The organism is Microbacterium album (assembly GCF_014643695.1).
Taxonomy (GTDB): domain Bacteria; phylum Actinomycetota; class Actinomycetes; order Actinomycetales; family Microbacteriaceae; genus Microbacterium; species Microbacterium album.
In genome coordinates, this window is sequence record NZ_BMJY01000010.1 from 46646 (window position 1) to 72302 (window position 25657).

A 25657-nucleotide genomic window follows, 5' to 3' on the forward strand; every position below is an offset into this window, starting at 1 on the left:
GCGGCCCGTTCCCCGCGCGTTCACCGACATGGGATAGACCGTCGCTGTGCTCCCCTTCGGCGCGGTTTTCCTCTCCGGCGCATGGCTCGTGACGGCCGCGGCCTCCCCCTCCGGCTTCGTGCCGGCGACCGGGGCCGACGCCCTGATCGCCGCGATCGCGGCCAGCCCCTGGGCGCTGGCGCTCCTCGCCGGCGTGGTGTTCGCCGACGCCTTCCTCGTGGTCATTCCCGGCGAGGCGGCCGTCACGGCGCTCGGCACGATGGCCGTCCTGCACGGTGCGCCGCCGCTGTGGGCGGTCATCCTGACGAGCGGGGTGGCGGCATTCGCCGGCGACGCCGCCTGCTACGCCATCGGCCGGACCCTCCACCCCCAGCGATGGCGCGTGATGCAGCGTCCGCGGCTGCAGCGCGCCTTCGAATGGGCGGCCTCGCGCCTGCGCACGCGCGCGGCGACGGCCGTCTTCACGGCTCGCTTCATCCCGTTCGGCCGCCTGGCGGTCAATCTCTCGGCGGGAGCGGCGCGCGTCCCCGCGACGCGCTACCTGCCGATCGCCGGCGCCGCCGCGCTCGCATGGGCTGCCTTCCAGGCGCTCATGGGCGCCGCGATCGGGTCCGTCATCCCCGGCGGCACGGTCGTCGCCGTGCTGGTCTCGATCGCGATCGCGATCGCCGCCGGGTGGACGGTCGACTTCCTCATCGGGCGGTTCCGGCCGATGCCGTGACGAACGGGGCGAGGAGGCGCTACTGGCCGGCGAGACCGCCCAGCAGGTGGCTGAAGGAACGGCCCGCGCCCAGGTAGCTGTCGGGGTCGAAGGGGTCGGCCGCCGTTGCGGGGGGCTTGGCGGCGAGCGCGTCGGCGAACTCGCGCGCGCCGCGCTCGATGCGCGCGGCGAGGGGCGCGACGTCGTCCTCCTGGCCGCCCCAGTCGCTCGACGCCGCGAACACGCCCGTCGAGACCGGCTCGGCGTGCAGGTATGCGAACAGTGGGCGGATGGCGTAGTCGATCGCGAGGGAGTGCCGGGCGGTGCCCGCGTTCGCGCCGATGAGCACCGGCGTGCCCACGAGCGCCTCCCGGTCGAGGACGTCGACGAACGACTTGAACAGGCCCGAGTAGCTCGTGGAGAAGATGGGCGTGACCGCGATGAGCCCGTCGGCGGTCGCCACCTGCGTCAGCATCTTCTCCAGTGCGGGCGGCGCGAAGCCGGCCAGGAGGTTGTTCGTGATGTCGTGCGCGTAGTCGCGCAGCTCGAACGTCTCCGCGTGCGCCTCGATCCCGCGCGCCGCCAGCTCGGCGACCGCTGTCGCGGCCAGCCGATCGGCGAGCATGCGGGTCGACGAGGGAGTCGACAGGCCCGCGGAGACCACCGCGATCCGTCGTGTGTCGGTCATGTCGTGTCCTTCCGGTTGTCGTTTCGTCGGTCAGCGCGTGGCGGCCGATCCGAATGCCGAACCGGGCCGGGGCGCCGAGGGCGTGTCCTGATACGGGCCGCCGACCGTGAGGTTGTTGCCACCGGCCGCGGTCGGGCGCGCCTGGCGCGGCTCGGCATCGCCGTAGGCGGCCTTCACCCGCGCGGCGTGCGTCGGGGCGTCCGGGACGTCGGCGGGGCGGTCCTGCGCGAGCTCCCTGCGCAGCACCGGCACGACCTCGCCGCCGAGCAGGTCGAGCTGCTCGAGCACCGTCTTGACGGGCAGGCCGGCGTGGTCCATCAGGAACAGCTGACGCTGGTAGTCGCCGTAGTGGTCGCGCATCGCGGCATAGCGGTCGATCACCTGCTGCGGCGATCCCACCGTCAGCGGCGTCATCTCGGTGAAGTCCTCCATCGACGGCCCGTGCCCGTACACCGGGGCGTTGTCGAAGTACGGCCGGAATGCCCGCACGGCGTCCTGGGAGTTCTTCGCCATGAACGCCTGTCCGCCGAGCCCCACGATCGCCTGCTCGGGGGTGCCGTGTCCGTAGTGGGCGTAGCGCTGCCGGTAGAGCGCGATGAGCCGCTGGTAGTGCTCCTTGGGCCAGAAGATGTTGTTCGCGAAGAAGCCGTCGCCGTAGTAGGCGGCCTGCTCCGCGATCTCCGGCGTGCGGATGGATCCGTGCCACACGAACGGCGGGACGCCGTCCAGCGGCCGCGGCGTCGACGTGAAGCCCTGCAGCGGCGAGCGGAACTTGCCCTCCCAGTCGACGACGTCGTTCTCCCACAGCTGGCGCAGCAGCGCGTAGTTCTCGATCGCGAGCGGCAGGCCCTGGCGGATGTCCTGGCCGAACCAGGGGTAGACGGGCCCCGTGTTGCCGCGTCCCATGACCAGATCCACACGCCCGCCCGTGAGGTGCTGCAGCATGGCGTAGTCCTCGGCGATTTTCACCGGGTCGTTCGTGGTGATCAGCGTGGTCGCCGTCGAGAGGATCAGGCGGCTCGTCTGAGCGCCGATGTACGCGAGCGTCGTCGTCGGGGAGGACGAGAAGAACGGCGGGTTGTGGTGCTCACCGAGCGCGAACACGTCGAGCCCGACCTCCTCGGCGTGCTTCGCGATCGTCACGATGTCCCGGATGCGCTCCGCCTCGCTGGGCGTACGCCCCGTGGTCGGGTCCGCCGTGATGTCGCTCACGGAGAAGATGCCGAACTGCATCGCTCGCTGGGTGGTCTCGCTCATGTCGCCTGCTCCGATCCACGCCGGACGTCCGGCGCTCGCTGGTGTGTCGTCCCGCATCCGATTTCTATGCGACTGAATATAGTTGATGCAACGCGGCGGCGCCCGGAGTATTCCCGGACGGTCCCCGTCTCCGAGAGGTAACGATGCGATCACGCTAGCCTGGACCGAATGAGCTCTGCACCGGCGTCGCCGGCGACGGGTCCCACCCCGCGCGCCCGGCCGCGCGTGCCCTTCTGGGACAGCGCCCGCTTCGCGTGCATCGTGCTGGTCGTCCTGGGTCACGCGATCCAGCGACTCACGTACGACTCCGACATCGCGTACGCCCTCTACCTGGTCGTGTACGCCTTCCACATGCCGGCCTTCGCGATCATCTCGGGCTACTTCTCCAAGTCGGACGCCCCCTCGAGGCGCCAGATGGCGCGGATCCTGACCGACATCCTCGTCCCCTACGTCATCTTCGAGATGCTGTGGTGGCTCACCAAGACCCTCACCGAGGGAGCGTCGGGCCCCAATCTCACCCAGCCGTCCTGGACGCTGTGGTTCCTGCTCGCGCTCGGCATCTTCCGCCTGGTGCTGCCGTACCTGGCGCTGCTGCGCTGGCCCCTCGCCTGGACCGTCGCGGTCTCGGTCGGCGTTGGCTACCTACCCAACGTCGACAGCACCTTCTCGCTGTCCCGCACGCTCGGCTTCCTGCCCTTCTTCGCGCTGGGCTGGTGGCTGCGCGAGCGCGATGTCGTCGAGCGCCTGCGCCTGCTCGAACGGCGTCCCTGGTGGACGCGGGCGGGTGGGCTCGCGGTCTTCGCCGTCGCGGGATGGGCCGCGTGGGCGGGGCTGGCGGGCTGGGACGAGATGGATCTGCGCAACTGGCTCTTCTACGACAACGACTACGCGCACATGATCGGCTCGGGCGCGGCCCCCTGGTGGGCGGGCGCCGTGCGCCTGGCGATCATGGCGGTCGCGCTCGTCCTGTGCGCGGCATTCTTCGCGCTCGTGCCGCTGCGCGAGCGGTCGTGGACGCGCCTGGGCGCCTACACGATGTACGTCTACCTGCTGCACTCGTTCGTGCTGTACCCGTTCCGCCAGTCCGGCGTGCTGCGCGGGCTTGACCCCACGTGGCTGTGGCTGCCGCTCGTGTGCCTGCTCTCCGTCGCGATCGCCGTGCTGCTCGCCACGCGCCCCGTGCGGCGCGTGTTCCGCCCGCTCATCGAGCCGCGTCCGCGCTGGCTCTTCGCGGACCCGTCGCTCGCGTCCCGCACTGACAGGCGCAACGACCCGACCGGCTCGCGCCGCCCCCACGAGGAGCCGCGCTCCTAGCCGCTGCGACGGGGCCGGCGCGCCGGCGCGCGCGGCAATCTTCCGTCACATGCTCGCGTCGGGCGTGTGCGGCTCTTACGGTCGTCGCATGAGCGACCTGAACCTGCCGATCCTCGACCTCTCTCAGCTCGACGCGGGGCCGGAGGCCGCCGCGCGGTTCCGCGAAGACCTCGCCTCGGCCACGCGCGACGTGGGCTTCTTCTACCTCACGGGCACGGGCGTCGAGCCAGAGCTGGAGGCGCGCCTGCTGCGCGCGGCGCGCGACTTCTTCGCGCTGCCCGAGGCCGACAAGCTCGCGATCGAGAACGTCAAGAGCCCGCACTTCCGCGGCTACACGCGCGTCGGCGGCGAGCGCACCCGCGGCGCGGTGGACTGGCGCGAGCAGCTCGACATCGGCCCGGAGCGAGAGGCCGTCGCGGATCCGGACGCGCCCGCCTTCTTCCGGCTCGTCGGGCCGAACCTGTGGCCGGACGCGCAGCCCGAGCTGCGCGAGGTGGTCGCCGAATGGCATGAGCGTCTGTCGACCGTGGCACGGCGGCTGCTGCGCGCCTGGGCGCTCTCGCTCGGCGCCGAGGAGGACTACTTCGACCGTCACTTCGGAGACCCCGCGACCCTGATCAAGATCGTGCGCTACCCGGGCACGAGCGAGCCGGAGCCGCAGCAGGGCGTGGGCGCGCACAAGGACTCGGGCGTGCTCACGCTGCTGTGGATCGAGCCCGGCCGCGGGGGTCTGCAGGTCGAGCGCGAGGGCGCGTCGGGCGAGCGGTACTGGGTCGACGCGCCGCCCGTGCCGGGGACGTTCGTCGTCAACATCGGCGAGATGCTGGAGTACGCGACGGGCGGCTACCTGCGCGCCACCAACCACCGTGTCGTCTCGCCGCGGCACCCGGAGGACCGCATCTCGGTGCCGTTCTTCTTCAATCCGGCTCTCGACACGCGGTTGCCGGTCATCGACCTGCCGCCGGAGCTCGCCGCGCGGGCACGCGGGGTGGAGCAGGATCCGGCCAATCCGATCCACGCCCTGTACGGGGAGAACGCGCTGAAGTCGCGGCTGCGCGCGCACCCGGACGTCGCCGATCGCTGGCATGCGGACCTGCTGGCCGAGGCCGCGAAGCCCGCATAACCCGTCGCGGCACGCGCGTGCAAGGGGGATGACCCGGGAGCTGACCGCGCCGTAGCGTCGGAGCATGGACGCCACGATCTTCGCGCCGTCGCCCACGCTGACCGTCACGATCGAGGACCACGAGTCCGGGCCCGACATCCACGTCCACGCGGGGGGCCAGGGCGTGTGGCAGGCGCGCATGCTGCGCCGCCTCGGGGTGGACGTGACGATGTGCTGCGTGCTGACGGGCGAGACCGGGCTCGTCGTGCGAAACCTTCTCACGGACGAGGGCTTCCGCGTGATCGCGGTGGAGCGCGCGGGGCGGGGTGCGGCGTACGTGCACGATCGGCGCGACGGGGCGCGCGCCGCGATCGCCGAGACGCAGGGAGACAGACTCGGGCGTCACGAGCTCGACGAGCTCTACGGCGCGACGCTGCGCGAGGGAATCGACTCGCGGCTCGTGCTGCTGAGCGGTCCCGACGGCGACGGCGTGCTGCCCCACGACACCTACCGGCGGCTCGCCGCCGACCTGCGCGGCAACGGCGCCCGGGTCGTGGTCGACCTCGCGGGCGAGCGCATGACCGCCGCGCTCGAGGGGGGCGTGGATCTGCTCAAGGTGAGCGACGAGGAGCTGCGCGCGGACGGCCTGCTTCCCGAAGACGCGGACGAGGACGACACCGGGCCCATCATCGCCGCCATGGAGCAGCTGCGCGAGCGCGGCGCGGGCGACGTCATCGTGACGCGCGGGGGCGAACCATTCCTCGTGCTCGACGGCGACAGGGTGCTGGAGGTGACCCAGCCCCAGCTTCAGGCGGCCGAGACCCGGGGCGCCGGGGACTCACTCACGGGCGGCGTCTGCGCGGGCCTCGCGGCCGGAGAACGACTGCGGGATGCGATCGTGACGGGCGCCGCGGCCGGCGCCCTCAACGTGACCCGTCACGGCCTGGGCACGGGCGACGCCGAGACGATCCGCCGACTGCGCGACGGCGTACGCGTACGCGTGCTGCGCGGCGAGGACGTCGACGGCGATCGTCCGGCCGCCGAGGACGACAGCAGGGGCCGCGTCAGCCCCGACGGGCTGGCCTCGCTCGCGCAGCCCGGCGAGGAGACCGAAGAAGTACGCGGGCACCGCGAGGAGGGCGCATGACGCGCGTTCTCGTCACGAACGACGACGGCATCGACGCGGCAGGGCTGCACGCGCTCGCGCGGGCGGCGATCGCCCGCGGCTTCGACGTCACGATCGCGGCGCCCGAGCGCCAGTCGAGCGGCGCGAGCGCCTCGATCATGGCAGGCGAGGAGGGCGGCCGGATCGCGGTCGAGCGGCGGGAGCTCGAGGGCCTCGACGACGTGCCCGCGTTCGCGGTGCGCGGCGGACCGGGCCTGATCGCCCTGATCGCGGCTCACGGGGCCTTCGGCGAGCGGTTCGACGTCGTGCTCTCGGGCGTCAATCACGGTGCGAACGTCGGACGCGCGATCCTCCACTCGGGGACCGTCGGGGCGGCGCTCACGGGCGGCCTGAACGGTGCGTGGGGCATGGCGGTGTCACTCGACGTGGGGATGCGGCCCGAGACGTTCGCTTGGGATGCGGCCGCCGCGACGGCCTTGGAGGTGCTGCCCTTCCTCATGGATCAGGAGAAGGGCTCCGTCGTGAACGTCAACGTGCCGAACACGGAGCGGCATCGCGGCATCCGGGAGGCGCCGCTCGCCCCGTTCGGCATCGTGCAGACCACCCTGAGCGAGAAGGGTGACAAGCACATCCGGCTCGCGGTGGAGGACCTCCCGAAGGTCCCCTCCCCCGGCAGCGACGCCGCGCTGCTCGCCGAGGGCTGGGCCACCGTCACGGGCCTGGAATCGGTATCCCACCGAGAGCTCGGCTACCGGCCCCCGCGCGCCACCTAGCCGGTTTCGACTCCGCCGCTACGCGGCTCCGCTCAACCCGTTTCGACTCCGCGGCTGCGCCGCTCCGCTCAACGAGCGGGACAGAGGCCCCCCATCAACCCGACCCACCTCAACCCGGTGCGAGCGCGAAGCGCGAGCGTGCGGGCGCGAGTGCGCCCGCCACCAGGCGCGCAGCGCCGGCGCGCGAAGCAAAGCGAAGCGCCTCCCCCGAGGAGCGGCCCCTCGGGGCCCGACGAGCGGGAGGAAAAAAGAAACAGAGCGCGAAGCGCGAGCGTGCGGGCGCGAGTGCGCCCGCCACCAGGCGCGCAGCGCCGGCGCGCGAAGCAAAGCGAAGCGCCTCCCCCGAGGAGCGGCCCCTCGGGGCCCGACGAGCGGGAGGAAAGAAAGGAGAGAAAAAGTAAAGAAGGCCCGTCCCACACCGTGGGACGGGCCTTCGGAAGACGATTGAACGCTGGTGCGCTCTGCTGCAGCTCGGCTGCGCCTCAGCGGCGCAGTCCGAGACGCTCGATCAGCGAGCGGTAGCGCTCGATGTCGATGTCCTGGAGGTAGCCGAGCAGACGGCGGCGCTGACCGACGAGCAGGAACAGGCCACGACGCGAGTGGTGGTCGTGCTTGTGCTCCTTGAGGTGCTCCGTGAGGTCCTTGATGCGCTGCGTCAGCATCGCGACCTGCACCTCGGGGGAACCGGTGTCACCGGGGTGCGTCGCGTACTCTTCGATGATCGCCTTCTTGACGTCTGCATCCAGTGCCATAGAACCGATCCCCTTCCTCTTCGTTGCGCGGCGCCCGACGCCTGATGCGCGAGCTCTCTTTATCCGCGGCCGATCGAACGGCAACTGCACGAGTCTACCAGTCGGCGGGAGCCTGCGCACCGCCAGCGTCCGGGCCGCCCCCGCGGCATGCCCTAGCCTCGTGCTGTGACGCACACCGAGCGGGGGAAGCCCGGCAGCCATCTCATCGACGTCCGCCCGCTGACCGAGAGCCCGGCGTTCGCGCGCCTCTGGGTCGGGACGCTGCTGAGCGGACTGGGCACCCAGTTGACCATCACGGCCGTCATGCTGCACATGTACGCGCTGACGGGCTCGACGTTCGCCGTGTCCATGATCGCGGTCGCCGGTCTCGTCCCCATGGTCATCGCGGGGCTCTACGGCGGCATGCTCGCGGACCACTTCGATCGCCGCACCGTGGCCCTGGTCGCGGCATCGTTCGGCTGGCTGGCGACCCTGCTGCTGGCGGTGCTCGCCTGGACGGGAGGCATCACCGAGTGGTGGCTGTACCTGCTGTCCATCGTCAACTCGTGCGCGAGCTCCGTGGCGTCGGCGACGAAGGCGGCCATGACGCCGAGGCTCGTCGGGAAGGCGCTCATCCCCGCGGCGGCGGCGCTCACGGGCATCACGACGGGCGTCATGGTGATGGTGGGGCCCGCGGCGGGCGGCATCCTCGTGGCCTTCCTCGGGTACCCGATCACCTACACGATCGACGTCGTCCTGATGCTGTCGCTGTTCCTCGGGCTGGCCACGCTCCCGCGCCTGGTGCCCGACGGGCAGACGACGCGGCCGGGCCTGCGGTCCGTGATCGACGGGCTCGCCTTCCTTCGGGTCGCGCCCAACATCCGCATGCAGTTCATCCTCGACATCATCGCGATGACGTTCGGACACCCCATCGCGCTGTTCCCCGCGATCGGCGCGCTGCTGCTGGGCGGCGGCGAGGTGACGGCGGGCGTCCTCATGGCCGCGATCGCGGCGGGCGTGCTGATCTCGAGCCTGTTCTCCGGCAGGATCGGGTCCGTGCGGCGGCAGGGGGTCGGGATCGCGCGGGCCATCCAGGCCTTCGGGATCGCGACGGGCCTGTTCGGGCTCGTGCTGCTCGCCGCCGCCTTCGGCGCGTTCGCGCCCGCCGGCGGGCCGGATGAGACGTCGCCCAATCTCGTCCTCATCGTGCTGGCCTGCGTGTGCCTCGCCCTGACGGGGGCGACGGACAACGTCAGCGCGATCTTCCGGCAGACGATGCTGCAGTCCGCCGTGCCCGACGCGGTCCGCGGACGCCTGCAGGGGGTCTTCATGGTGGTCGTGGCCGGCGGACCCCGCATCGGAGCCCTGTACGCCGGCACGATCGCGACGCTGACGACCCTGTGGCTGCCGCCCCTGCTGGGCGGGATGCTCATCGTCGCGATCGTGGGCACGGTGCTGCGCTTCGCGGTCGGCTTCCGCGCGTACGACGCCGAGAATCCGCGGCCCTGACGCCGGCGTCACCGGAAAACGCCCGAAAGCACGAGGCTTTCGGGCGCTTCCTGGCGAAACGTCGGACTCAGTCCTGCTTGAGCGCGCCCTGCAGGTCGAGCGTGATCGTGACGTCCTTGCCGACGAGCACACCGCCGGTCTCGAGCGCGGCGTTCCACGTGAGGCCGAAGTCCTCGCGGTCGATGACCGCGGTACCGGTCGCGCCGGCCTTGTAGTTGCCCCAGGGGTCCGAGCCGAACCCGCCGAACTCGATGGTGAACGTGACGGGCTTGGTCACGCCGCGGATCGTCAGGTCGCCGTCGACGAAGAAGTCGCCGTCCTGCGCGCGCACGCCCGTGGAGACGAACGTGATCGTCGGGTGGTTCTCGGCGTCGAAGAAGTCGGCCGAGCGCAGGTGCTGGTCGCGCGCCTCGTCCTTGGTGTTGATCGACGCGACGTCCGCCTTCGCGGTGACCTTGGCCTCGAGCGGGTTCTCCGGGGCCTCGATGGTGCCCTCGATGACCTGGAAGTGTCCCTTCACCTTCGAGATCATCATGTGGCGGACGCTGAAGCCGACCTCGCTGTGGGAGGGGTCGAGGACGTAGGTGCCGGGACGGTAGCCGGGAATGTCGATGCTCATTGTTCTCCTCGCGTTGAGCCGTGTCGGTACGGCGATACACGGATCACAATACCCATGCGCCTGCATATATTCCCGAATGGCGGATGAATTTCATGCGAACGGTCCCGGCACCCTCGCGGGCACCGGGACCGTTCGCATGCGGGCGGGTCAGGCGACGTCGATGAGGTCGATGATGAAGATCAGAGTCTTACCGCTGAGGAAGTGCCCGGAGCCGGCCGGGCCGTACGCGAGGTGGGGCGGGATGACGAGCTCGCGCCGACCGCCGACCTTCATCCCGGGGATGCCCTCCTGCCATCCCTGGATCAGGCCACGCAGCGGGAACTGGATGCTCTCGCCGCGGTTCCACGAGGAGTCGAACTCCTCGCCGGTCTCGTACTCGACCCCCGCGTAGTGCACCGTGACGGTGTCGCCCGGCTTGGCCTCGGCCCCGTCCCCCACGATGACGTCGCGGATGACGAGCTCCGACGGTGCCGGACCCTGGGGTGCGTCGAACTCGGGCTTGCTGCGATCTGCGCTCATGCCTCCATCACACCACGACGAGCGCGGTGCGGGGAGGTGGACGGCGCAGCATTACGCCGACAGCGGAGCGAGGGATCGCCCGGAACAGACTCAGCGCCCGGGCCGCGGCGATGCCTGCGAGTCTTCCGGGCGCTGAGTTGATCTGACACCAGGATGCGCCTCGTCCTTCGCCCGTGTCAACACCCCTGGCGTCAGTAGGACAGCAGTGCCTGGCGGGTCGCCGCGATACGGGCGAGCAGCACGTGCTCGTCCTCGGCGGCATGCGGATCGCGGCCCGAGAGCGCACGCTGACGCGCGGCCGCGAGCGACGCGGAGTCCCTGATGAACGACTTCATGAGCTTGCGTCGATCCCCTCTGAGCGTGGCGGCCCACGCCATGCCCGTGCGGCGCCCGACGGGCGTGGCGAGCATGTCGACCTCCTGGGGCGTGAACCACCCGGCCGTCGCGTATTCGCCCAGCCGCTCCCGGGTCAGGCGCGCCTCCTCGCGCCGCAGCAGCACGACACCGAAGACGAAGAGCGCGAAGATCGGCACCTGCAGCACGACGTAGTAGCCGAGCCATCCGACGATCCCGCCGCTGACGACGTAGCCGGCGCCGTTCCAGAGCGCGTGCAGCAGGACGGCGCCGACGAGGCCTACCAGCCAGTACGCCAGGCTCGGACCGGTGGCGAGCCCGCGCCGCGCGGCGAGGCCGAGGGCGAAACCCGTCAGGCCCGTGAACATGGCGTGGCAGAACGGCGAGAGGATCCCGCGCAGGACGAACGTGAAGCCGAGCTGGGCCGCACCGCCTTCGATCACCGCGATCGCGAAGTACTGGATGTTCTCGGTGAAGGCGAAGCCCGCCCCGACCATGGCCCCGTAGACGACGCCGTCCACCGGCCCGTCGAACGCGCGCCGGCCCATCCAGAAGATTAGGAGCAGCCCGAGGCCCTTGAAGACCTCCTCGACGATCGGCGCCTGCACGACCGCGCCGAAGAAGTCCGCCTCGCGCAGGAACGGGGCGGCGACCCGCAGCGCCAGGTCGAACAGCAGCGTGAACGCCACGGACGCGATCGCACCCCACGCCACGGCGAAGGCCAGCAGGCCCTTCGGCTCGGGCTCCCACCTGTCGATCAGGACGACCGCGCCGATCACGATGGCGTACGGGATGAGCGCCGCCAGCATCCCCACGATGGACGCGGCGGCCCCGAGGAACGTCACGAAGTACGCCACGAGCGCCAGCAGCATGAGCGCGAGCACGGGCCAGAGCCATCCCCACGCCCTCCGGCCCCGACGGGAGGCGACGGGCAGCGGCGGCACCGCGGGAGCCGGCGCGATGTGGGCGCCGACGCCGTGCTCGGGCTGCGCGAACGGCGTCGGGAAGCGCGGGTGCGAAGGCGGGGTCAGGCCGGTGCCGTAGGTCATCTGCCATCCTCGTCGTCGGGATGCGCCGGCACGGTGGGCCGCCGCACGTCTGGCCATCCTATTCGCGCGATCCCGCGGCGGCGGCGCTATCGCCATGCCACAAGCCGGGCGGGCGATCCTCGGTGGCCGCTGACAGCACGCCGGACGTCCCGGCCGATAGCCTGGACGTATGCGCTTCGCCCACCTCGTCCTCCCCGGGGGCGACGCCCCCACCCTCGCGCTGATCGACGGCGACGAGGCCCTGCCGGTCCCCGGCCTCGTGCCCCACGGTCCGCGTACGCTCGAGGCCCTGATCGCGGGCGGCGACGGGCTGCAGGCCGCCGTCCGGGACGCGGCCGCGGCGGGCGGGGGCGAGCGGGTCGCGCTGGCCGAGGCGACGTTCGCGCCCGCGGTGCTGGCGCCGCCGTCGATCATGGCGGTCGGCCTCAACTACGCCGCGCACTCGGGAGAGCTGAACCTGAAGACGGACGACACTCCGACCGTCTTCACGCTGTGGCCCAACTCGCTCGCGCCGCACGAGGGCACCACGACGTGGTCGCGCTCGCTCACGAATGCCGTCGACTACGAGGCCGAGCTCGGCGTGATCATCGGTCGCGCCGCGCGCGACGTCACAGAAGACGAGGCGCTCGACTACGTCTTCGGCTACACGGTGGTCAACGACATCTCGGCGCGCGACATCCAGTACTCCGAGGCGCAGTGGTGCCGGTGCAAGTCCTTCGACGGCTTCACGCCGGTCGGCCCGTACGTCGTCACGGCCGACGAGGTGCCCGACCCGCAGGACCTGCACATCTGGACCGAGCTCGACGGGCACATGATGCAGGATGCCTCGACGGGCCAGATGGTGCGTTCGGTCGCGAAGCTCATCTCCCACCTCTCACACGGCATCACGCTGCTGCCCGGGACGCTCATCTCGACGGGCAGCCCCGGCGGATCCGGCTACTCCCGTACCCCCCAGGTCCTGCTGCGCGACCGCTCGACCGTCACGGTCGGCATCGACGGCATCGGCGCCCTCAGCACCCACTGCCGCGTCGTCGACTGACCGCGACCGCTGCGCCGGGCGCACTCAACGGGGAGTGCTCACTCGCGCCCACCATGGTCGTCGGGCCTGACGACGGGGAGGGCGGCGGTGATGGCTTCGGTGCCGGACAGGCGTGCGGGGGTGAGTTGCTTGTCGATCTCGGTGCGGGTCATGAGTCCGGCTTCGATGACGAGGTCGGCGACGTTGCGGCCGGTCAGGAGCGCGGTCTTGGCCAGGGCGGCGGCGGCGGAGTAGCCGATGAAGGGGGTCAGGGCGGTGACGACGCCGACGGAGGAGCCGACCATGGTGCCGAGGCGGTCGCGGTTGGCGGTGATGCCGGTGACGCAGTTCACGCGGAGGGTGTGGATGGCCTGACGCATCCAGGTGATGGACTGCAGCAGCGAGTGGGCGATGACCGGTTCGAACGCGTTGAGCTGGAGTTGCCCGGCCTCGGCGGCCATGGTGACGGTGGTGTCGGCGCCGGCGACGGCGAACGCGACCTGGTTGACCACCTCGGGGATGACGGGGTTGACCTTGCCGGGCATGATGCTGGATCCGGCCTGGCGGGGTGGGAGGTTGATCTCCCCGAACCCGGACTGGGGGCCCGAGGACAGCAGGCGCAGGTCGTTGCAGATCTTCGACAGCTTCATCGCGTTGCGTTTGAGGGAGCCGGAGAACGACATGAACGCGCCGGTGTCGCTGGTGGCCTCGACCAGGTCCGACGCGGTGGTCAGCTCACGGCCGGAGATCTCGCTGAGGTGGCGGCGGGCCGCTTCGGCGTACCCGCGCGGGGCGGTCACGCCCGTGCCGATCGCGGTCGCGCCGAGGTTGATCTCCGTCAGCAGCGACGCGTTCTCCGTCAACCTCTGATGATCCTCGCCCAGCGTGGTGGCGAACCCGTGGAACTCCTGCCCCAACGTCATCGGCACCGCGTCCTGCAACTGCGTGCGCCCGACCTTGAGCACGTCGTCGAACTCGGCCGCCTTGTCCAAGAACGCCCGCCGCAACAGGTCCAGCTCCTCCAGCAACGACACATGCACCAGCGACAGGGCGACCTTGATCGCCGTCGGGTACACATCGTTGGTGGACTGGCTGCGGTTGGTGTGATCCAACGGCGACAGATACCCGTAATCACCCTTCTGGCGTCCGGCAAGCTCCAGCGCGATGTTGGTGATCACCTCGTTAGCGTTCATGTTCGTCGACGTGCCCGCACCGCCCTGGATCACCCCGACCACGAACTGATCGTGGAACTCCCCCTCGATCACCCGCTGAGCCGCCCGATCGATCAGATCGGCCCGCACCGGATCCAACACCCCGATCTCCCGGTTCGCGCGCGCCGCGGCCTGCTTCACCATCGCCAACGCGCCCACCAACTCCGGATACACCGAGATCGGCCGCTTCGACACATCGAAGTTCTCCAACGCCCGAGCCGTATGGATCCCCCAATACGCCCCCACCGGAACCTCGAGCGAGCCGAGCGAATCCGACTCCGTACGTGTCTCCAGCGGCGCAGCCATGAGCATCCTCGTGTTCGCGGGTCGTTCGCCTCGACTCTACGCCGCGACGGGCCGCGAGCGGTCAGACGCGCGGCGGCTTGCGCGAGAACGCCTCGAGCCGCTGCTCCGGCGACAGCGCCGCCATCCGCTCGTACCACTCGGGGGCGAAGAACCCGCCGGGCTCGCCCGCGTGCACCGGGACGACCGTGTGCGTGATCGTGTGGTCGTAGACGTGCACGAGGTGGAAGGACTGGCCCGCGTCCATCCCGTTCACGCGCTGGGCGGGACGCGCGACGTCCATCGTGTAGCACGACGCCGCGGCGACGCTCACCGGCACGTCCGCGAAGGTCCCGCTCATGGAGTAGTGCAGGTGCCCCGCCAGGATCGCCCGCACGTCCGTGCCGGCGATGACCTCGGCGAAGGGCACCTGGTCGCGCAGCTCCAGGATGTCGAACAGCGGTACATGGCTCGGCAGGGGCGGGTGGTGCAGGGCGAGGATCGTGCCGAGCGGCGCCGGCTCCGCCAGGACCTCCCGCAGCCAGCCGAGCTGTTCGGCGCCCAGCTCGCCGTGATGCCAGCCAGGCACCGTGCTGTCGAGCGCCACGAGCCGGAGCCCGCCCAGATCCCACACCCCCGTGACGGGCTGCTCGTCCGCCGAGAGCCCCAGCAGGTCACGCCGCATCTCGGGCCGCTCGTCGTGGTTGCCCGCGACCCAGACGACCGGCGCGCCGAGCCGCTCCGCGACGGGCTCGACCAGCTCGCGCACCCGACGGTACGCCTCTGGTTCGCCCAGGTCGGTCAGATCCCCCGTGAACACGAGGGCATCCGGGGGTGTCTCGAGCTGCTCGACGCGGGCGAGCGTCGCCCGGAGGTTCGCCTCGGTGTCGAAGCGCCCCCCGAGCGGCGCACCGTCCGCCAGCAGGTGCGTGTCGCTGAGGTGGACGATCGTGCGCCGCGCAGGCGGGTGCTGACCGAACTGCATGCCGCGAGTCTAGGGCGTGCCCGTCCGGCTCGGCGGGGCGGATAGCGTTGACGGGTGACGAATGACTCGCCCGCCCCCGCTTCCGTGTCCCCCGCATCCTCTGCGTCGCCTGTCCCCCCGCCCGCGCCCGCTCGGCGCCCCACGATCCGCTCCCACCACGGGGACTCGTTCGAGGACCCGTACGAGTGGCTGCGGGCCAAGGACGATCCCGAGGTCATCGCGCACCTCGAGGCGGAGAACGCCCACACCGATGCCGCGCTCGCCCACCTGGAGCCGCTGCGCGAGCGCATCTTCCAGGAGATCAAGGGCCGCGTGCGGGAGACCGACCTGAGCCTGCCCAGCCGCCGCGGCGACTGGTGGTACTACGCTCGCACGGTCGAGGGCAAGCAGTACGGCATCCAGTGCCGCGCCCCGATCGCCGGCCCCGACGACTGGACGCCTCCCGTCCTCGCGCCCGACGTCGACGTGCCGGGCGAGCAGATCCTGCTCGACGGCAACGCCGAGGCCGAGGGCCACGACTTCTTCTCGCTCGGATCGTTCGATGTCTCGAGCGACGGCACGCGCATGCTGTGGGGCGTCGACGTGACCGGCGACGAGCGCTACACCGTGCGCGTCAAGGACCTGACCACCGGTGAGGTGCTGCCGGATGTGCTCGAGGACACGTTCTCGGGGGCGCAGTTCCTGCCCGGGGGCGCACACATCGTCTACACGACCGTGGACGACGCATGGCGGCCGGACCGCGCGTGGCTGCACCCCGTGGGATCCCCGGGACGGGACGACGACCGGGAGATCTACCGCGACGAGGACGAGCGCTTCTGGGTCGGCGCGGGAGTGACCCGCAGCGACCGCTTCCTCGTGCTGCAGTCGGGCTCCTCCATCACGAGCGAGGTGTCGCTCGTGGAGGCGGCGCACGCCACCGATCCGGACGCGTCGCCGACCGTGGTCTGGCCGCGCCGCGAGGGCGTGGAATACGGCGTCGACCACGCCGCGATCGACGGCGAGGACTGGCTCTACATCCTCCACAACGACGGCGCGCTCGACTTCGAACTCGTGCGCGCGCGCGTCGACTCGCCCGATCAGACCAAGACGGTGCTCCCCCACGAACCGGGCCGGCGACTGCTGGACGTCGACTGCTTCCGCGACTTCGCGGTCGTCGAGTACCGGCAGGACGGCTTCCCCCGCGTGGCGGTGCTCGACTACCGCACGCACCAGCTCACCGAGATCCGGTTCGACGAGCCGCTGTACGCCGCCGGCCTGGGCGGCAACCCCGAGTGGGCGCCGCCCGTGCTGCGCGTCGGGCACGCGTCGTTCACGACGCCCGCCGCGGTGTTCGAGTACGTGCTCGAGACCGGCGAGCTCATCCTGCGCCGCCGCGCCGAGGTGCTGGGCGGCTTCGACCCCGACGACTACGCGCAGGCGCGCGTGTGGGCGCCCGCGCAGGACGGCACGAGCATCCCGGTGTCGCTGGTGTGGAAGCGCTCGTTCGGCGAGCCGGGCACCGCACCGCGCCCGGTGCACCTGTACGGCTACGGCTCGTACGAGCACTCGATCGACCCGGCCTTCTCGGTCGCGCGCCTGTCCGAACTCGACCGGGGCGTGGTGTTCGCCGTCGCTCACGTGCGCGGCGGCGGCGAGATGGGCCGGCAGTGGTACGAGGAGGGCAAGCTGCAGTCCAAGCGGAACACGTTCACGGACTTCGTGGACGTCGCCCGTCACCTGGTCGACGGCGGCTACACGTCGCCGGACCGCCTCGTCGCCGAGGGCGGGTCCGCGGGGGGTCTGCTGATGGGCGCCGTCGCGAACCTCGCGCCCGAGCTGTTCGCCGGGATCCTCGCGGACGTCCCGTTCGTCGACGCGCTCACGAGCATCCTGGATCCGTCCCTCCCGCTCACCGTCATCGAGTGGGACGAGTGGGGCGACCCGCTGCACGACCCGGAGGTGTACGCGTACATGAAGTCGTACACGCCGTACGAGAACGTGCGCGAGGGTGTGACCTATCCGCGGATCCTCGCCATGACGTCCCTCAACGACACGCGCGTGCTGTACGTCGAGCCCGCCAAGTGGGTCGCGCGCCTGCGCGAGGTGGGCGCCGACGCGCTGTTCAAGTGCGAGATGGCCGCCGGGCACGGCGGCGTCAGCGGCCGCTACAACTCCTGGCGCGAACGGGCGTTCCAGCTCGCGTGGCTGTTCGACGTCCTGGGCGTCGCCGACGCCTGACCCCTGCATGTCCCACTTCCCGCCGGAATAGCGCTCCGATTCCGGCGGGAAGTGGGACATCAGGCGACCGGAAGTGGGACATCCTCGGTTCGTGCCGACCCGGTGTCCCACTTCTTGTCGCTTTGGGGTGAGGATTCCGACCGGAAGTGGGACATCCGGGCGACCGGCACTGGTCGCTCCCAGGGCGACGGGGGCGGTCTGTTCTCCGAGGATGGCGTCAGGGGCGGTCCCCGCCGGAGGCGAGGGGCCGATCCTCGAGGCATGCGCACGCCCGCTCCCCTGCCTCCGGACGTTCCGTCTGCCTTCGCCGTCGCCGACGCGCAGCGGTGGGGACTGTCAGCGCGCCGACTGCGCGCGAGCGACCTGGAGACGCCGTATCGCGGCGTGCGGCTGCACGGGCGTGTTCCCTCCGGATCGGACGGGATCGCGCAAGAAGCGTGGCGGTACGCGCCGCGCCTGAAGGAGTGGCAGTTCTACAGCCACGAGACGGCGCTCGCGCTCCACGACGTGCCCACCCCGCCGTTTCCGCACCGCACGCGCCTGCACGTGTCCGCGCACCGTCCGCGACGCGAGCCGCGCATCCAGGGTGTCGTCGGCCATCGGCTGCAGACGCGGGCGCCCGCGTGGAGCGTTGACGAGCGCGGCCTCCCGCTCGAGGATCCGGTCCGTGCCTGGCGACAGGCCGGGACGCTCTGGCGTCTGGATGACCTCATCGTCGCGGCGGACGCCCTTGTGACGCCGCAGCGTCGGCTGGCGAGCGTCACGGAGCTGCAAGCCGAGATCGAGGAGATGGGCGATGTGCGAGGCGGCCTGCTGATGCGAGCGCTGCGCGAGGTCCGGGCGGGTTCCGAGTCACCCGGCGAGACGAGGACACGGCTCCTGCTGGTCAGGGCCGGACTGCCCGAGCCCGAGCTCAACATCGAGATCTTCGACGACCGCGGGCTGTTCATCGCCCGGCTCGACATGGCCTACCCGAGGTACCGGGTCGCCGTCGAGTTGGACGGCCGACAGCACGCCGAAGACGCGCGTCAGTTCGCGCGCGACGCGGATCGCTGGGCGGCCATTCGGGCGGCCGACTGGGACCTCGTCCGCATCCTGCAGCACCACACGCGCGGCCCGCGCCCCGAGGCGCCCGCGCTCGTCGCCGCAGCATTGCGCCGCGCTGGCTGGCGGGGCTGAGGATGTCCCACTTCTTGCCGGAATAGCGCCCCGATTCCGGCAGGAAATGGGACATCGGGCGACCGGAAGTGGGACATCCGCGGGGGTCAGCCGAAGAGGGCGGCGGCCTCCTCGTAGCGGGACAGGGGGACGGTGTTGAGCTCGCCGAGGGCGTCGGCGAAGGGGACGCGCACGATCTCGGTGCCGCGCAGGGCCACCATCTGCCCCCAGGCGCCGTCGACGAGCGCGTCGGCCGCGTGAAGGCCCAGGCGCGTGGCGAGCACGCGGTCGAAGCCGGAGGGAGAGCCGCCGCGCTGGATGTGACCGAGGACGGTCGCGCGCGTCTCGATCCCCGTGATCCGCTCGATCTCGGGCGCGAGCACGCCGCTGATGCCACCCAGGCGCGGGCGGTTGAACGCATCCAGCCCCTTGTCGCTGTACGCCTCCTCCTGCCCCTTGAGCTTGAAGCCCTCCGAGACCACGACGAGCGGCGCGCGGCCGCGGTCGTGCGCCGACGACACCTGCTCGCAGATCTCCTCGATCGACAGCGGCACCTCCGGGATGCAGATGACGTGAGCGCCCGCGGCCATGCCCGCGTGCAGGGCGATCCAGCCGACGTGCCGACCCATGACCTCGGCGACCATGCAGCGCTGGTGGGAGTCGCCCGTCGTGCGCAGGCGATCCATCGCCTCTGTCGCGATGTTGACGGCCGTGTCGAAACCGAAGGAGTAGTCCGTGGCGCGCAGGTCGTTGTCGATCGTCTTCGGGACGCCGATCACGTTGATCCCGTCCTTGGCGAGCCTGTCCGCGGCCGCGAGGGTGCCCTCCCCGCCAATCGCCACGATGCCGTCGATCCGGTGGCCGTACAGGGTCTTGGCGATGTTCTCCGCTCCCCCGCGGTCGCCCTCGTACGGATTGGTGCGGCTCGTGCCGAGAATCGTGCCGCCCACCTTCGACAGACCCTTGACCTCGTGACGCGTGAGCGGGAAGAAGTCGGCGTCGACGACGCCGCGCCAGCCGTCGCGGATCCCGACGAACTCGAGATCATAGGTCGTCGTGCCCTTGAGGACGATGCCGCGGATGACCGCGTTCAGACCGGGGCAGTCGCCCCCGCTCGTGAGGATGCCGATCTTCATGATCTCGACACTAGGTCATCCGGACGCGACCCATGCACTCCTCGTTGGTCGCTCCGGGACGGTATGCCGGTCGACCGCCACGAGCGCGGCAGGCGGTGTGCGGGAGGGCGTGTCGCCGCGCCCTCCCGCACGGCTCACGCCGCCCCGAGCGCGCTACGCAGCACGTGCATGAGGGCCGCGAGCTGGACCGAGTCGCTCGAGGTTGCGTCGACGGCCTCGCCGTCGAGGGCGCGGGCCGCCAGACCCTGCTTCTGGTCGATCAGCTCCGCGATCTTCGTGTCGATCGTGTGGGCCGCGATGATGCGCCACGCCGTGACCGGCTCGTCCTGTCCGATGCGGTGCACACGGTCGATCGCCTGGGTCTGCTCGGCGGCCGTCCAGCTGAGCTCCGCGAGCACGACGTTCGAGGCGACCTGCAGGTTCACGCCGACGCCGGCCGCCGTCAACGAGCAGACCGCGATCCCCACGCCGGGATCGTTGTTGAACGCGTCGATCGCCGCCTGGCGGGCGGTCCCGCTCTGCTCACCCCGCACCGACACGCTCTTGACACCCAGCGCCGCGAAGTGCGCCTCCGCCTGATCCATCACGTCGATGTGCTTGGCGAAGAACACGACCTTTCCGACCGAGCGCTGCAGCTGCGCGGCGTAGTCCGCCGCGAGCTGCGCCTTGGCCTGGCCGATCCGGCGCACCATCGCGAAGACGTTGTCGCCCTCGGCGCCGGCGCCCTTCGACTCGTCGAGCTCGCCCTGCGCCACGAGACGCACGATGTCGTCGTCGATCTCGCCCGGGGCCAGCCCGCGGTCGCCGCGCGCGTCGATGATGCGGCGGTAGCGGGCGGCGAGCCGGGAGCCGAGCTCGCGCTCGGCGTCACGGATGCCCCGGCCGAACTCGTCGTCGAGCTGCACCGGGAGGTCCGCCACGAGCTTGTCCGGCAGGTCGGTCGCGACGTCCTTCTTCCGGCGCCGCACGATCCCCATCGAGATCACGGCCTCGCGCGCCTCCGGGTAGAACGCCTTGTCGGCGGGGGTGAGCCCCGTCGCGTCCAGCTTCGCCATGAGCTCGGGGCCGGGCTTGTCGCCGCTCGTCCAGCCGAGGAAGCGCCAGATCGCGTCGAAGTCCTCGACGTCGTTGATCAGCGGGGTGCCGGTCAGCGCCATGAGCAGCGGATCGCCGCCGGGGGTCGTCTCGCGGATGCGCGAGGCGAGCGCCAGCACGTTCTGCGATCGCTGCGACGAGAGGTTCTTGATGAAGTGGGCCTCGTCGACGACCATCCCCCGCAGGCCGATGGTCGCGAGCCAGCCGAGATGGCGGTCGAGGATCTCGTAGTTGATGATGAAGACGTCCGCGAAGGCGTCGATGTCGGCGCCGTCGCCGTTGATCACGGTCGCGCGGCGCTGCGGCGTCCACCGCTCGACCTCGCGGGCCCAGTTCATCTTGACCACGTTCGGGACGACGGCCACGAGCGGATACGCGCCCGCCACGGACGCGGCGAGGACGGATTCGGCGGTCTTGCCGAGACCCGGCTCGTCGGCGAGCAGGAACGTGCGATGTCCGGCCCGGACGGCCTCCAGGAAGCGTGCCTGGTGCGGCATGATCTCCAGGCCCCGGGGCGAGACGCGGTCGAACTCCGGGACATCGGGCAGATCCATGGTCGCCGCGCCGCCCCCGGCCCCCTGCTCGAAGGCCTTGTAGAGCGGGCCCATCAGCTCCCAGTCGTCCAGCCGGCGTCGGGGCGTCGGCCCCCCTGCGCGGCGGGACAGATCGGGCGGCAGGAACGGGTTGCACTCGATGCGCGCCTCGATCTGCGGGGGCGTGACCTGGCGCTCGGCCGCGGCCGGCGGGACGAGCGTCTTCTGCACGACCGGCTTGACGTCTGCGATGACGAGCTCTTCGGGCGGCAGCTCCGCACCCGACTCCAGCAGCCAGTCCCGGCGCATGCGGCGGGCGACCGGCGACGTGGCCTGGTCGACCTCGAGCAGTTGGATGAGCGACGTGTCGCGCGCAGCGGTCTTGGCGAGGATCGTCGCCACGCCGTCGAGGCGCTTGAGCAGCTCGGCACGGGCGGAGTCGGGGATCTCAGGCGCGGCCTTGACCCTGGCGCGCTCCTCGCGCACGAGGAAGGCGATCACCTGGAACTTGACCCGGTTGGTGGGCCCCAGCTTGCCGCGCTGGGCCTTGGCCTCGACCTCTCGGACCTTGCGGGCGAGGATCGGGATGAGGGGGGCCTCGTCGTCGCGGCGCGACGACGAGGACTTCTTGCGCTGTCGCGCGGGTGCCGTGGTCGGCATGCTCCTCCTGAGCGTAGATGCCTTCCGGCCGCAGTTGCTCGGACCTTCCCGTGCGGCCGACCGGTCGAAGTCGTTCGTGGCGTCCTCGGTCGGATCGTGCGGCGACATCGTCGGCCGCGGCTGCCAGACGCTTCCGCGACGCGGCGGTGAGGACGCGGTTCCCGCCCCGCACGCTCAGTGGCCGGCGAGAGGACCTCTCTGACGTCGCTGACGCGTCGTAGGGCGAGGGAACCTCGTGTCCTGTCAGTTTAGAGCATCCGCGGCCCTCGCCGCTGGCAACCGTGGCCCGCTCAGCGGAAGGAACGCAACCGGAGGCTGTTGAGCACCACGAACACGCTCGAGAAAGCCATCGCGGCGCCCGCGATCATCGGCGTGAGCATCCCCAGCGCCGCGAGTGGAATGGCGGCGATGTTGTACCCGAAGGCCCAGAAGAGGTTGCCGCGGATGATCCCGAGCACGCGGCGCGACAGGCGGACCGCGTCGCTCGCCGCGCCGAGGGACTCCCGGACGAGCGCGACGTCGCTCGCGTGCATGGCCGCATCCGTGCCGCCGCCCATCGCGATGCCGAGGTCCGCCGCGGCGAGCGCCGCGGCGTCGTTGATGCCATCGCCCACCATCGCCACGCGCCGACCCTCCGCCTGCAGGCGCCGCACCTCGGCGACCTTGCCCTCCGGAGAGACGCCCGCGACGACCGTGTCGATGCCGACGGCCTCCGCGACGGCGCGCGCGGCTCGCTCGGCGTCGCCCGTGAGCAGCACGACGTCGAGCCCGAGGCGGCGCAGCTCCGTGATCGCTCGCGCACTGTCCTCGCGCACGGTGTCACCCACGAGGAGCGCCGCGCGGGCGGTCGCCGTCATGCCCGGCGCGGACGCCCACCCCACGAGGACCACCGTCGTATCGGCGGCGCGCGCCGCGGCCTGCAGCTCGGCGGGCACGCGGGCGCCCCGCTCACCCGCGAACGCGACGCTTCCTGCGAAGGCCTCGCGTCCCTCGACGACCCCCGTCACTCCCCCGCCCGGGTGGGTGCGGAAGGACGCGGTGCGCGGCACCGCCCCCGCGGGAGCCGCGGCCACGACGGCTCGCGCAATCGGATGCTCCGAGCCGGCCTCGAGAGCGGCGGCCACGCGCAGCGCCTCCTCGGCGGTGACGCCCGCGGCGGGAACGACCTCGCGCAGCGACATGCTCCCGCTCGTCACGGTGCCGGTCTTGTCCAGCACGACCGTGTCGATGCGTCCGGCGGTCTCGATCGCCTCCGGGCCGGTCACCAGGATGCCGTGCTGCGCGCCGCGCCCGGTGCCCACCAGGATCGCGACGGGCGTGGCGAGCCCGAGGGCGCAGGGGCACGCGATGATGAGCACCGCGACAGCGGCGACGAAGCCCTGCTCGAGCGTGTGGCCGGTCGCGACCCACGCCACGACGGTGCCGACGGCGAGCGCGATCACGATCGGCACGAACACTCCCGAGATCCGGTCGGCGAGACGCTGCAGCCGCGACTTGCCCGCCTGCGCGTCCTCGACGAGCGAGGCGATGCGCGCCAGGCGCGTGTCCGCGCCCACCGCGGTCGCGCGGACCACGAGGCGCCCGTCGGTCGCGATGGTGCCCCCCGTGACGGCATCGCCGGGGCCGACCGCGACGGGGACGGGCTCGCCCGTGAGCATGGACGCGTCGACCGCGGCCTCGCCGTCCTCGACCACGCCGTCGGTGGCGATCGTGCCGCCCGGCCTGACGACGAACCGGTCGCCCTCCCGCAGGTGCTCGACCGGCACGGTCGCGGAGTCGCGGCCCTCGTCGTCGGCGAGCACCGCGTCGCGCGCGCCGAGCTCGAGCAGGGCGCGCAGGGCGGCCCCCGCCGTGCGCTTCGATCGCTGTTCGATCAGCCGGCCCAGCAGCAGGAACGCCGTCACGACGGCGGCGACCTCGTAGTACACGTGGCTCCCGCCGGCGATCGTCACCCACACGCTCCACAGCAGCGCCGCGATCGTGCCAAGCGAGATGAGCGTGTCCATGGTCATGGCGCCGTGGAGCGCATTGCGGACCGTGGCGCGGTGGAAGGGCGCCCCGCCCCACACCACGACCGGCAGCGTCAGCGCGAGCATCACCCACTGCCACCCGGGGAAGTGCAGCGGCATGATCATCGACACGGCCAGCACGGGAACGCTGAGGATCGCCGAGACCACGAACCGCGTCCGCAGCGTCGCCCGCCCGGGCACGTCCTCCACGTCGTGCTCGTGGCCGCCGTGCGCCTCGGCACCGCCGCGCACGTCTTCGTGCGCGCCTCCGTGCACGTCTCCGTGGGCCCCCGGCGAAGGATCGGGCGCGGGACGGCGGACCTGCGCGTCGTATCCGGCCGCGCGCACGGCCGCAACCAGCGCGTCATCCGCGACGGGCTCGGGAGCGCGAACGCGGGCCGACTCCGTCGCGAGGTTGACCGACGCCTCCACGCCGGGCACGTGCCGCAGGCGCTTCTCGACCCGCGCCACGCAGCTCGCGCACGTCATGCCGCGGATGTCGAGGACCACGTCCCTCGGCTCGGCGGGGGCGGCGCTCATGCTCGGCCCGCCCACGCGTAGCCGGCCTCGCTCACCGCGTCCGCGACGGCGGCGTCCGGGACATCCGTCTCGGCGTGAACGGTGACGCGCCCGGCGGGCACGTCGACCTCGACCTCGGTCACGCCCGGCAGTGCCCGCACCTCGGCGCCGACGGCGGCGGCGCAGTGCGAGCAGGTCATGCCGCGGACGTGATGCGTGGTGCTGATCATGATGATCCCTTTCGTGGTTCCCGCTTCGTCTTCCCCGGCTCGAACAGGATACCCCCCGGGGGTATTCCCGCGTCAATGCGGCCCCGCGTGACACGCCCTGTGCGACGTAGGCTGGGGGTATGACCAGCGAGCTGACTGAGGCGGCCGTCGCCGCGACGATCGACCACGCGATCCTGAAGCCGGACTTCACGCGCACCGACGTCGACCGGGAGCTCGACGTCGCGGCCGAGTGGGGCGTGTTCAGCGTGTGCGTGCGCCCCTCGGACGTCGCGTACGCGGTCCGCCGGCTCGACGGCACCGGCGTCGCGGTCGGGACCGTCATCGGCTTCCCGCACGGCACGACGTCGACCGCGGCGAAGACCGCCGAGCTCCGCCGGGCGCTCGAGGACGGCGCGACGGAGTTCGACATGGTCGTCCACATCGGGGCCCTGCGCTCGGGCGAGGACGACCTCGTCACCGCGGACATCGCCGCCGTCGTCGAGGCCGCCGGCGGCCGCTCGTCCGATGGCGGCCTGGTTACCAAGGTCATCCTCGAGACCAGCTATCTGGACCTCGAGCAAATCGCCCGGGGCAGCCGCCTCACCGAGGCCGGCGGCGCGACCTTCGTGAAGACCTCCACCGGCTTCGCCGGCGGCGGCGCGACGGCCGAGCACGTCCGCCTCATGCGCGAGAGCGTCTCCCCGGCCGTGCAGGTCAAGGCGTCCGGCGGCGTGCGCGGGCTGGACTCCGCCGTCGCGATGCTCGAGGCGGGCGCGACGCGCCTCGGCACGAGCGCGAGCTCGACGATCCTGGGCGAACTGCGCGCACGCGCGGCGGGCGACACGGCCTCGCGAACCGAGGACACGTCCTCGTACTGACACCGA

General features: G+C 71.6%; 22 protein-coding genes. 10 read left to right on the top strand and 12 right to left on the bottom strand.

Annotated features, from left to right (window positions below; translation table 11 throughout):
• Nucleotides 1-46: 46 nt before the first annotated feature.
• The gene (locus IEX37_RS11390) at nucleotides 47-721 is read left to right on the top strand and encodes a DedA family protein (RefSeq protein WP_229663227.1); all 675 of its coding nucleotides are present in this window, start codon (nucleotides 47-49) and stop codon (nucleotides 719-721) included.
• A gap of 19 nt (nucleotides 722-740) precedes the next feature.
• Here IEX37_RS11390 and IEX37_RS11395 read toward each other — a convergent pair whose 3' ends face one another.
• Complete coding sequence (locus IEX37_RS11395) at nucleotides 741-1388, bottom strand: CE1759 family FMN reductase (protein ID WP_188756398.1); 648 nt, start codon at nucleotides 1386-1388, stop codon at nucleotides 741-743.
• Nucleotides 1389-1418: 30 nt separating this feature from the next.
• Nucleotides 1419-2621, bottom strand: a complete 1203-nt coding sequence (locus IEX37_RS11400; RefSeq protein WP_373286265.1) for an LLM class flavin-dependent oxidoreductase — start codon at nucleotides 2619-2621, stop codon at nucleotides 1419-1421.
• A 192-nt stretch (nucleotides 2622-2813) separates the two neighbouring features.
• On the opposite strand from IEX37_RS11400, the gene IEX37_RS11405 reads away from it, so the two are divergent.
• From IEX37_RS11405 to surE, 4 genes are all read left to right on the top strand, one after another.
• Nucleotides 2814-3959, top strand: a complete 1146-nt coding sequence (locus IEX37_RS11405) for an acyltransferase family protein (protein ID WP_188756400.1) — start codon at nucleotides 2814-2816, stop codon at nucleotides 3957-3959.
• 88 nt (nucleotides 3960-4047) lie between these two features.
• Nucleotides 4048-5082: an isopenicillin N synthase family dioxygenase gene (locus IEX37_RS11410; protein ID WP_188756401.1), complete on the top strand. Its 1035-nt coding sequence runs from the start codon at nucleotides 4048-4050 to the stop codon at nucleotides 5080-5082.
• Nucleotides 5083-5146: 64 nt separating this feature from the next.
• The gene (locus IEX37_RS11415) at nucleotides 5147-6208 is read left to right on the top strand and encodes a 1-phosphofructokinase family hexose kinase (protein WP_188756402.1); all 1062 of its coding nucleotides are present in this window, start codon (nucleotides 5147-5149) and stop codon (nucleotides 6206-6208) included.
• Nucleotides 6205-6960 carry a 5'/3'-nucleotidase SurE gene (gene surE, locus IEX37_RS11420; protein ID WP_188756403.1) on the top strand — a complete coding sequence of 252 codons (756 nt, stop codon included), beginning with the start codon at nucleotides 6205-6207 and terminating at the stop codon, nucleotides 6958-6960. Before IEX37_RS11415 ends, surE begins: the two co-directional genes overlap by 4 nt.
• A 482-nt stretch (nucleotides 6961-7442) precedes the next feature.
• Here the strand turns inward: surE and rpsO are convergent, their stop codons facing one another.
• Nucleotides 7443-7712 (bottom strand): 30S ribosomal protein S15, encoded by a 270-nt coding sequence (gene rpsO, locus IEX37_RS11425; RefSeq protein WP_029145701.1) that lies wholly within the window; start codon nucleotides 7710-7712, stop codon nucleotides 7443-7445.
• A 165-nt stretch (nucleotides 7713-7877) separates the two neighbouring features.
• Here rpsO and IEX37_RS11430 point away from each other — a divergent pair, with 165 nt between their 5' ends.
• On the top strand, nucleotides 7878-9200 hold the full coding sequence (locus tag IEX37_RS11430) for an MFS transporter (RefSeq protein ID WP_188756404.1): 1323 nt from the start codon (nucleotides 7878-7880) through the stop codon (nucleotides 9198-9200).
• A gap of 67 nt (nucleotides 9201-9267) precedes the next feature.
• Here the strand turns inward: IEX37_RS11430 and IEX37_RS11435 are convergent, their stop codons facing one another.
• The 3 genes from IEX37_RS11435 to IEX37_RS11445 form a co-directional block, all read right to left on the bottom strand.
• Nucleotides 9268-9819, bottom strand: coding sequence for a YceI family protein (locus IEX37_RS11435; RefSeq protein ID WP_188756405.1), 552 nt, complete (start codon nucleotides 9817-9819; stop codon nucleotides 9268-9270).
• Between the two features lie 147 nt (nucleotides 9820-9966).
• Nucleotides 9967-10338, bottom strand: a complete 372-nt coding sequence (locus IEX37_RS11440) for an FKBP-type peptidyl-prolyl cis-trans isomerase (RefSeq protein ID WP_188756406.1) — start codon at nucleotides 10336-10338, stop codon at nucleotides 9967-9969.
• A gap of 191 nt (nucleotides 10339-10529) precedes the next feature.
• On the bottom strand, nucleotides 10530-11741 hold the full coding sequence (locus IEX37_RS11445) for a PrsW family intramembrane metalloprotease (protein WP_188756407.1): 1212 nt from the start codon (nucleotides 11739-11741) through the stop codon (nucleotides 10530-10532).
• 169 nt (nucleotides 11742-11910) lie between these two features.
• Here IEX37_RS11445 and IEX37_RS11450 point away from each other — a divergent pair, with 169 nt between their 5' ends.
• Nucleotides 11911-12780 (top strand): fumarylacetoacetate hydrolase family protein, encoded by an 870-nt coding sequence (locus tag IEX37_RS11450; protein ID WP_188756408.1) that lies wholly within the window; start codon nucleotides 11911-11913, stop codon nucleotides 12778-12780.
• 38 nt (nucleotides 12781-12818) lie between these two features.
• Here the strand turns inward: IEX37_RS11450 and IEX37_RS11455 are convergent, their stop codons facing one another.
• Entirely contained in the window at nucleotides 12819-14276 is a 1458-nt protein-coding gene (locus IEX37_RS11455) for an aspartate ammonia-lyase (RefSeq protein ID WP_188756409.1), read from the bottom strand.
• Between the two features lie 61 nt (nucleotides 14277-14337).
• Nucleotides 14338-15237 (bottom strand): phosphodiesterase, encoded by a 900-nt coding sequence (locus tag IEX37_RS11460; protein ID WP_188756410.1) that lies wholly within the window; start codon nucleotides 15235-15237, stop codon nucleotides 14338-14340.
• Between the two features lie 84 nt (nucleotides 15238-15321).
• On the opposite strand from IEX37_RS11460, the gene IEX37_RS11465 reads away from it, so the two are divergent.
• Nucleotides 15322-17454 carry a S9 family peptidase gene (locus IEX37_RS11465; RefSeq protein ID WP_188756454.1) on the top strand — a complete coding sequence of 711 codons (2133 nt, stop codon included), beginning with the start codon at nucleotides 15322-15324 and terminating at the stop codon, nucleotides 17452-17454.
• A gap of 261 nt (nucleotides 17455-17715) precedes the next feature.
• The gene (locus tag IEX37_RS11470; protein WP_188756411.1) at nucleotides 17716-18633 is read left to right on the top strand and encodes a putative endonuclease domain-containing protein; all 918 of its coding nucleotides are present in this window, start codon (nucleotides 17716-17718) and stop codon (nucleotides 18631-18633) included.
• A gap of 86 nt (nucleotides 18634-18719) precedes the next feature.
• Here the strand turns inward: IEX37_RS11470 and IEX37_RS11475 are convergent, their stop codons facing one another.
• From IEX37_RS11475 to IEX37_RS11490, 4 genes are all read right to left on the bottom strand, one after another.
• A complete protein-coding gene (locus tag IEX37_RS11475) occupies nucleotides 18720-19748 on the bottom strand; it encodes a 6-phosphofructokinase (RefSeq protein WP_188756412.1) in 1029 nt (342 codons plus the stop codon).
• A 134-nt stretch (nucleotides 19749-19882) separates the two neighbouring features.
• Nucleotides 19883-22036 carry a DEAD/DEAH box helicase gene (locus tag IEX37_RS11480; RefSeq protein WP_188756413.1) on the bottom strand — a complete coding sequence of 718 codons (2154 nt, stop codon included), beginning with the start codon at nucleotides 22034-22036 and terminating at the stop codon, nucleotides 19883-19885.
• A 290-nt stretch (nucleotides 22037-22326) separates the two neighbouring features.
• Nucleotides 22327-24585: a heavy metal translocating P-type ATPase gene (locus tag IEX37_RS11485; RefSeq protein ID WP_188756414.1), complete on the bottom strand. Its 2259-nt coding sequence runs from the start codon at nucleotides 24583-24585 to the stop codon at nucleotides 22327-22329.
• Nucleotides 24582-24794, bottom strand: a complete 213-nt coding sequence (locus IEX37_RS11490; protein ID WP_188756415.1) for a heavy-metal-associated domain-containing protein — start codon at nucleotides 24792-24794, stop codon at nucleotides 24582-24584. The genes IEX37_RS11485 and IEX37_RS11490 overlap by 4 nt, the downstream gene beginning before the upstream one ends.
• A 119-nt stretch (nucleotides 24795-24913) precedes the next feature.
• Here IEX37_RS11490 and deoC point away from each other — a divergent pair, with 119 nt between their 5' ends.
• Nucleotides 24914-25651, top strand: a complete 738-nt coding sequence (deoC, locus tag IEX37_RS11495) for a deoxyribose-phosphate aldolase (RefSeq protein WP_188756416.1) — start codon at nucleotides 24914-24916, stop codon at nucleotides 25649-25651.
• The last annotated feature ends 6 nt before the right edge of the window (nucleotides 25652-25657 follow it).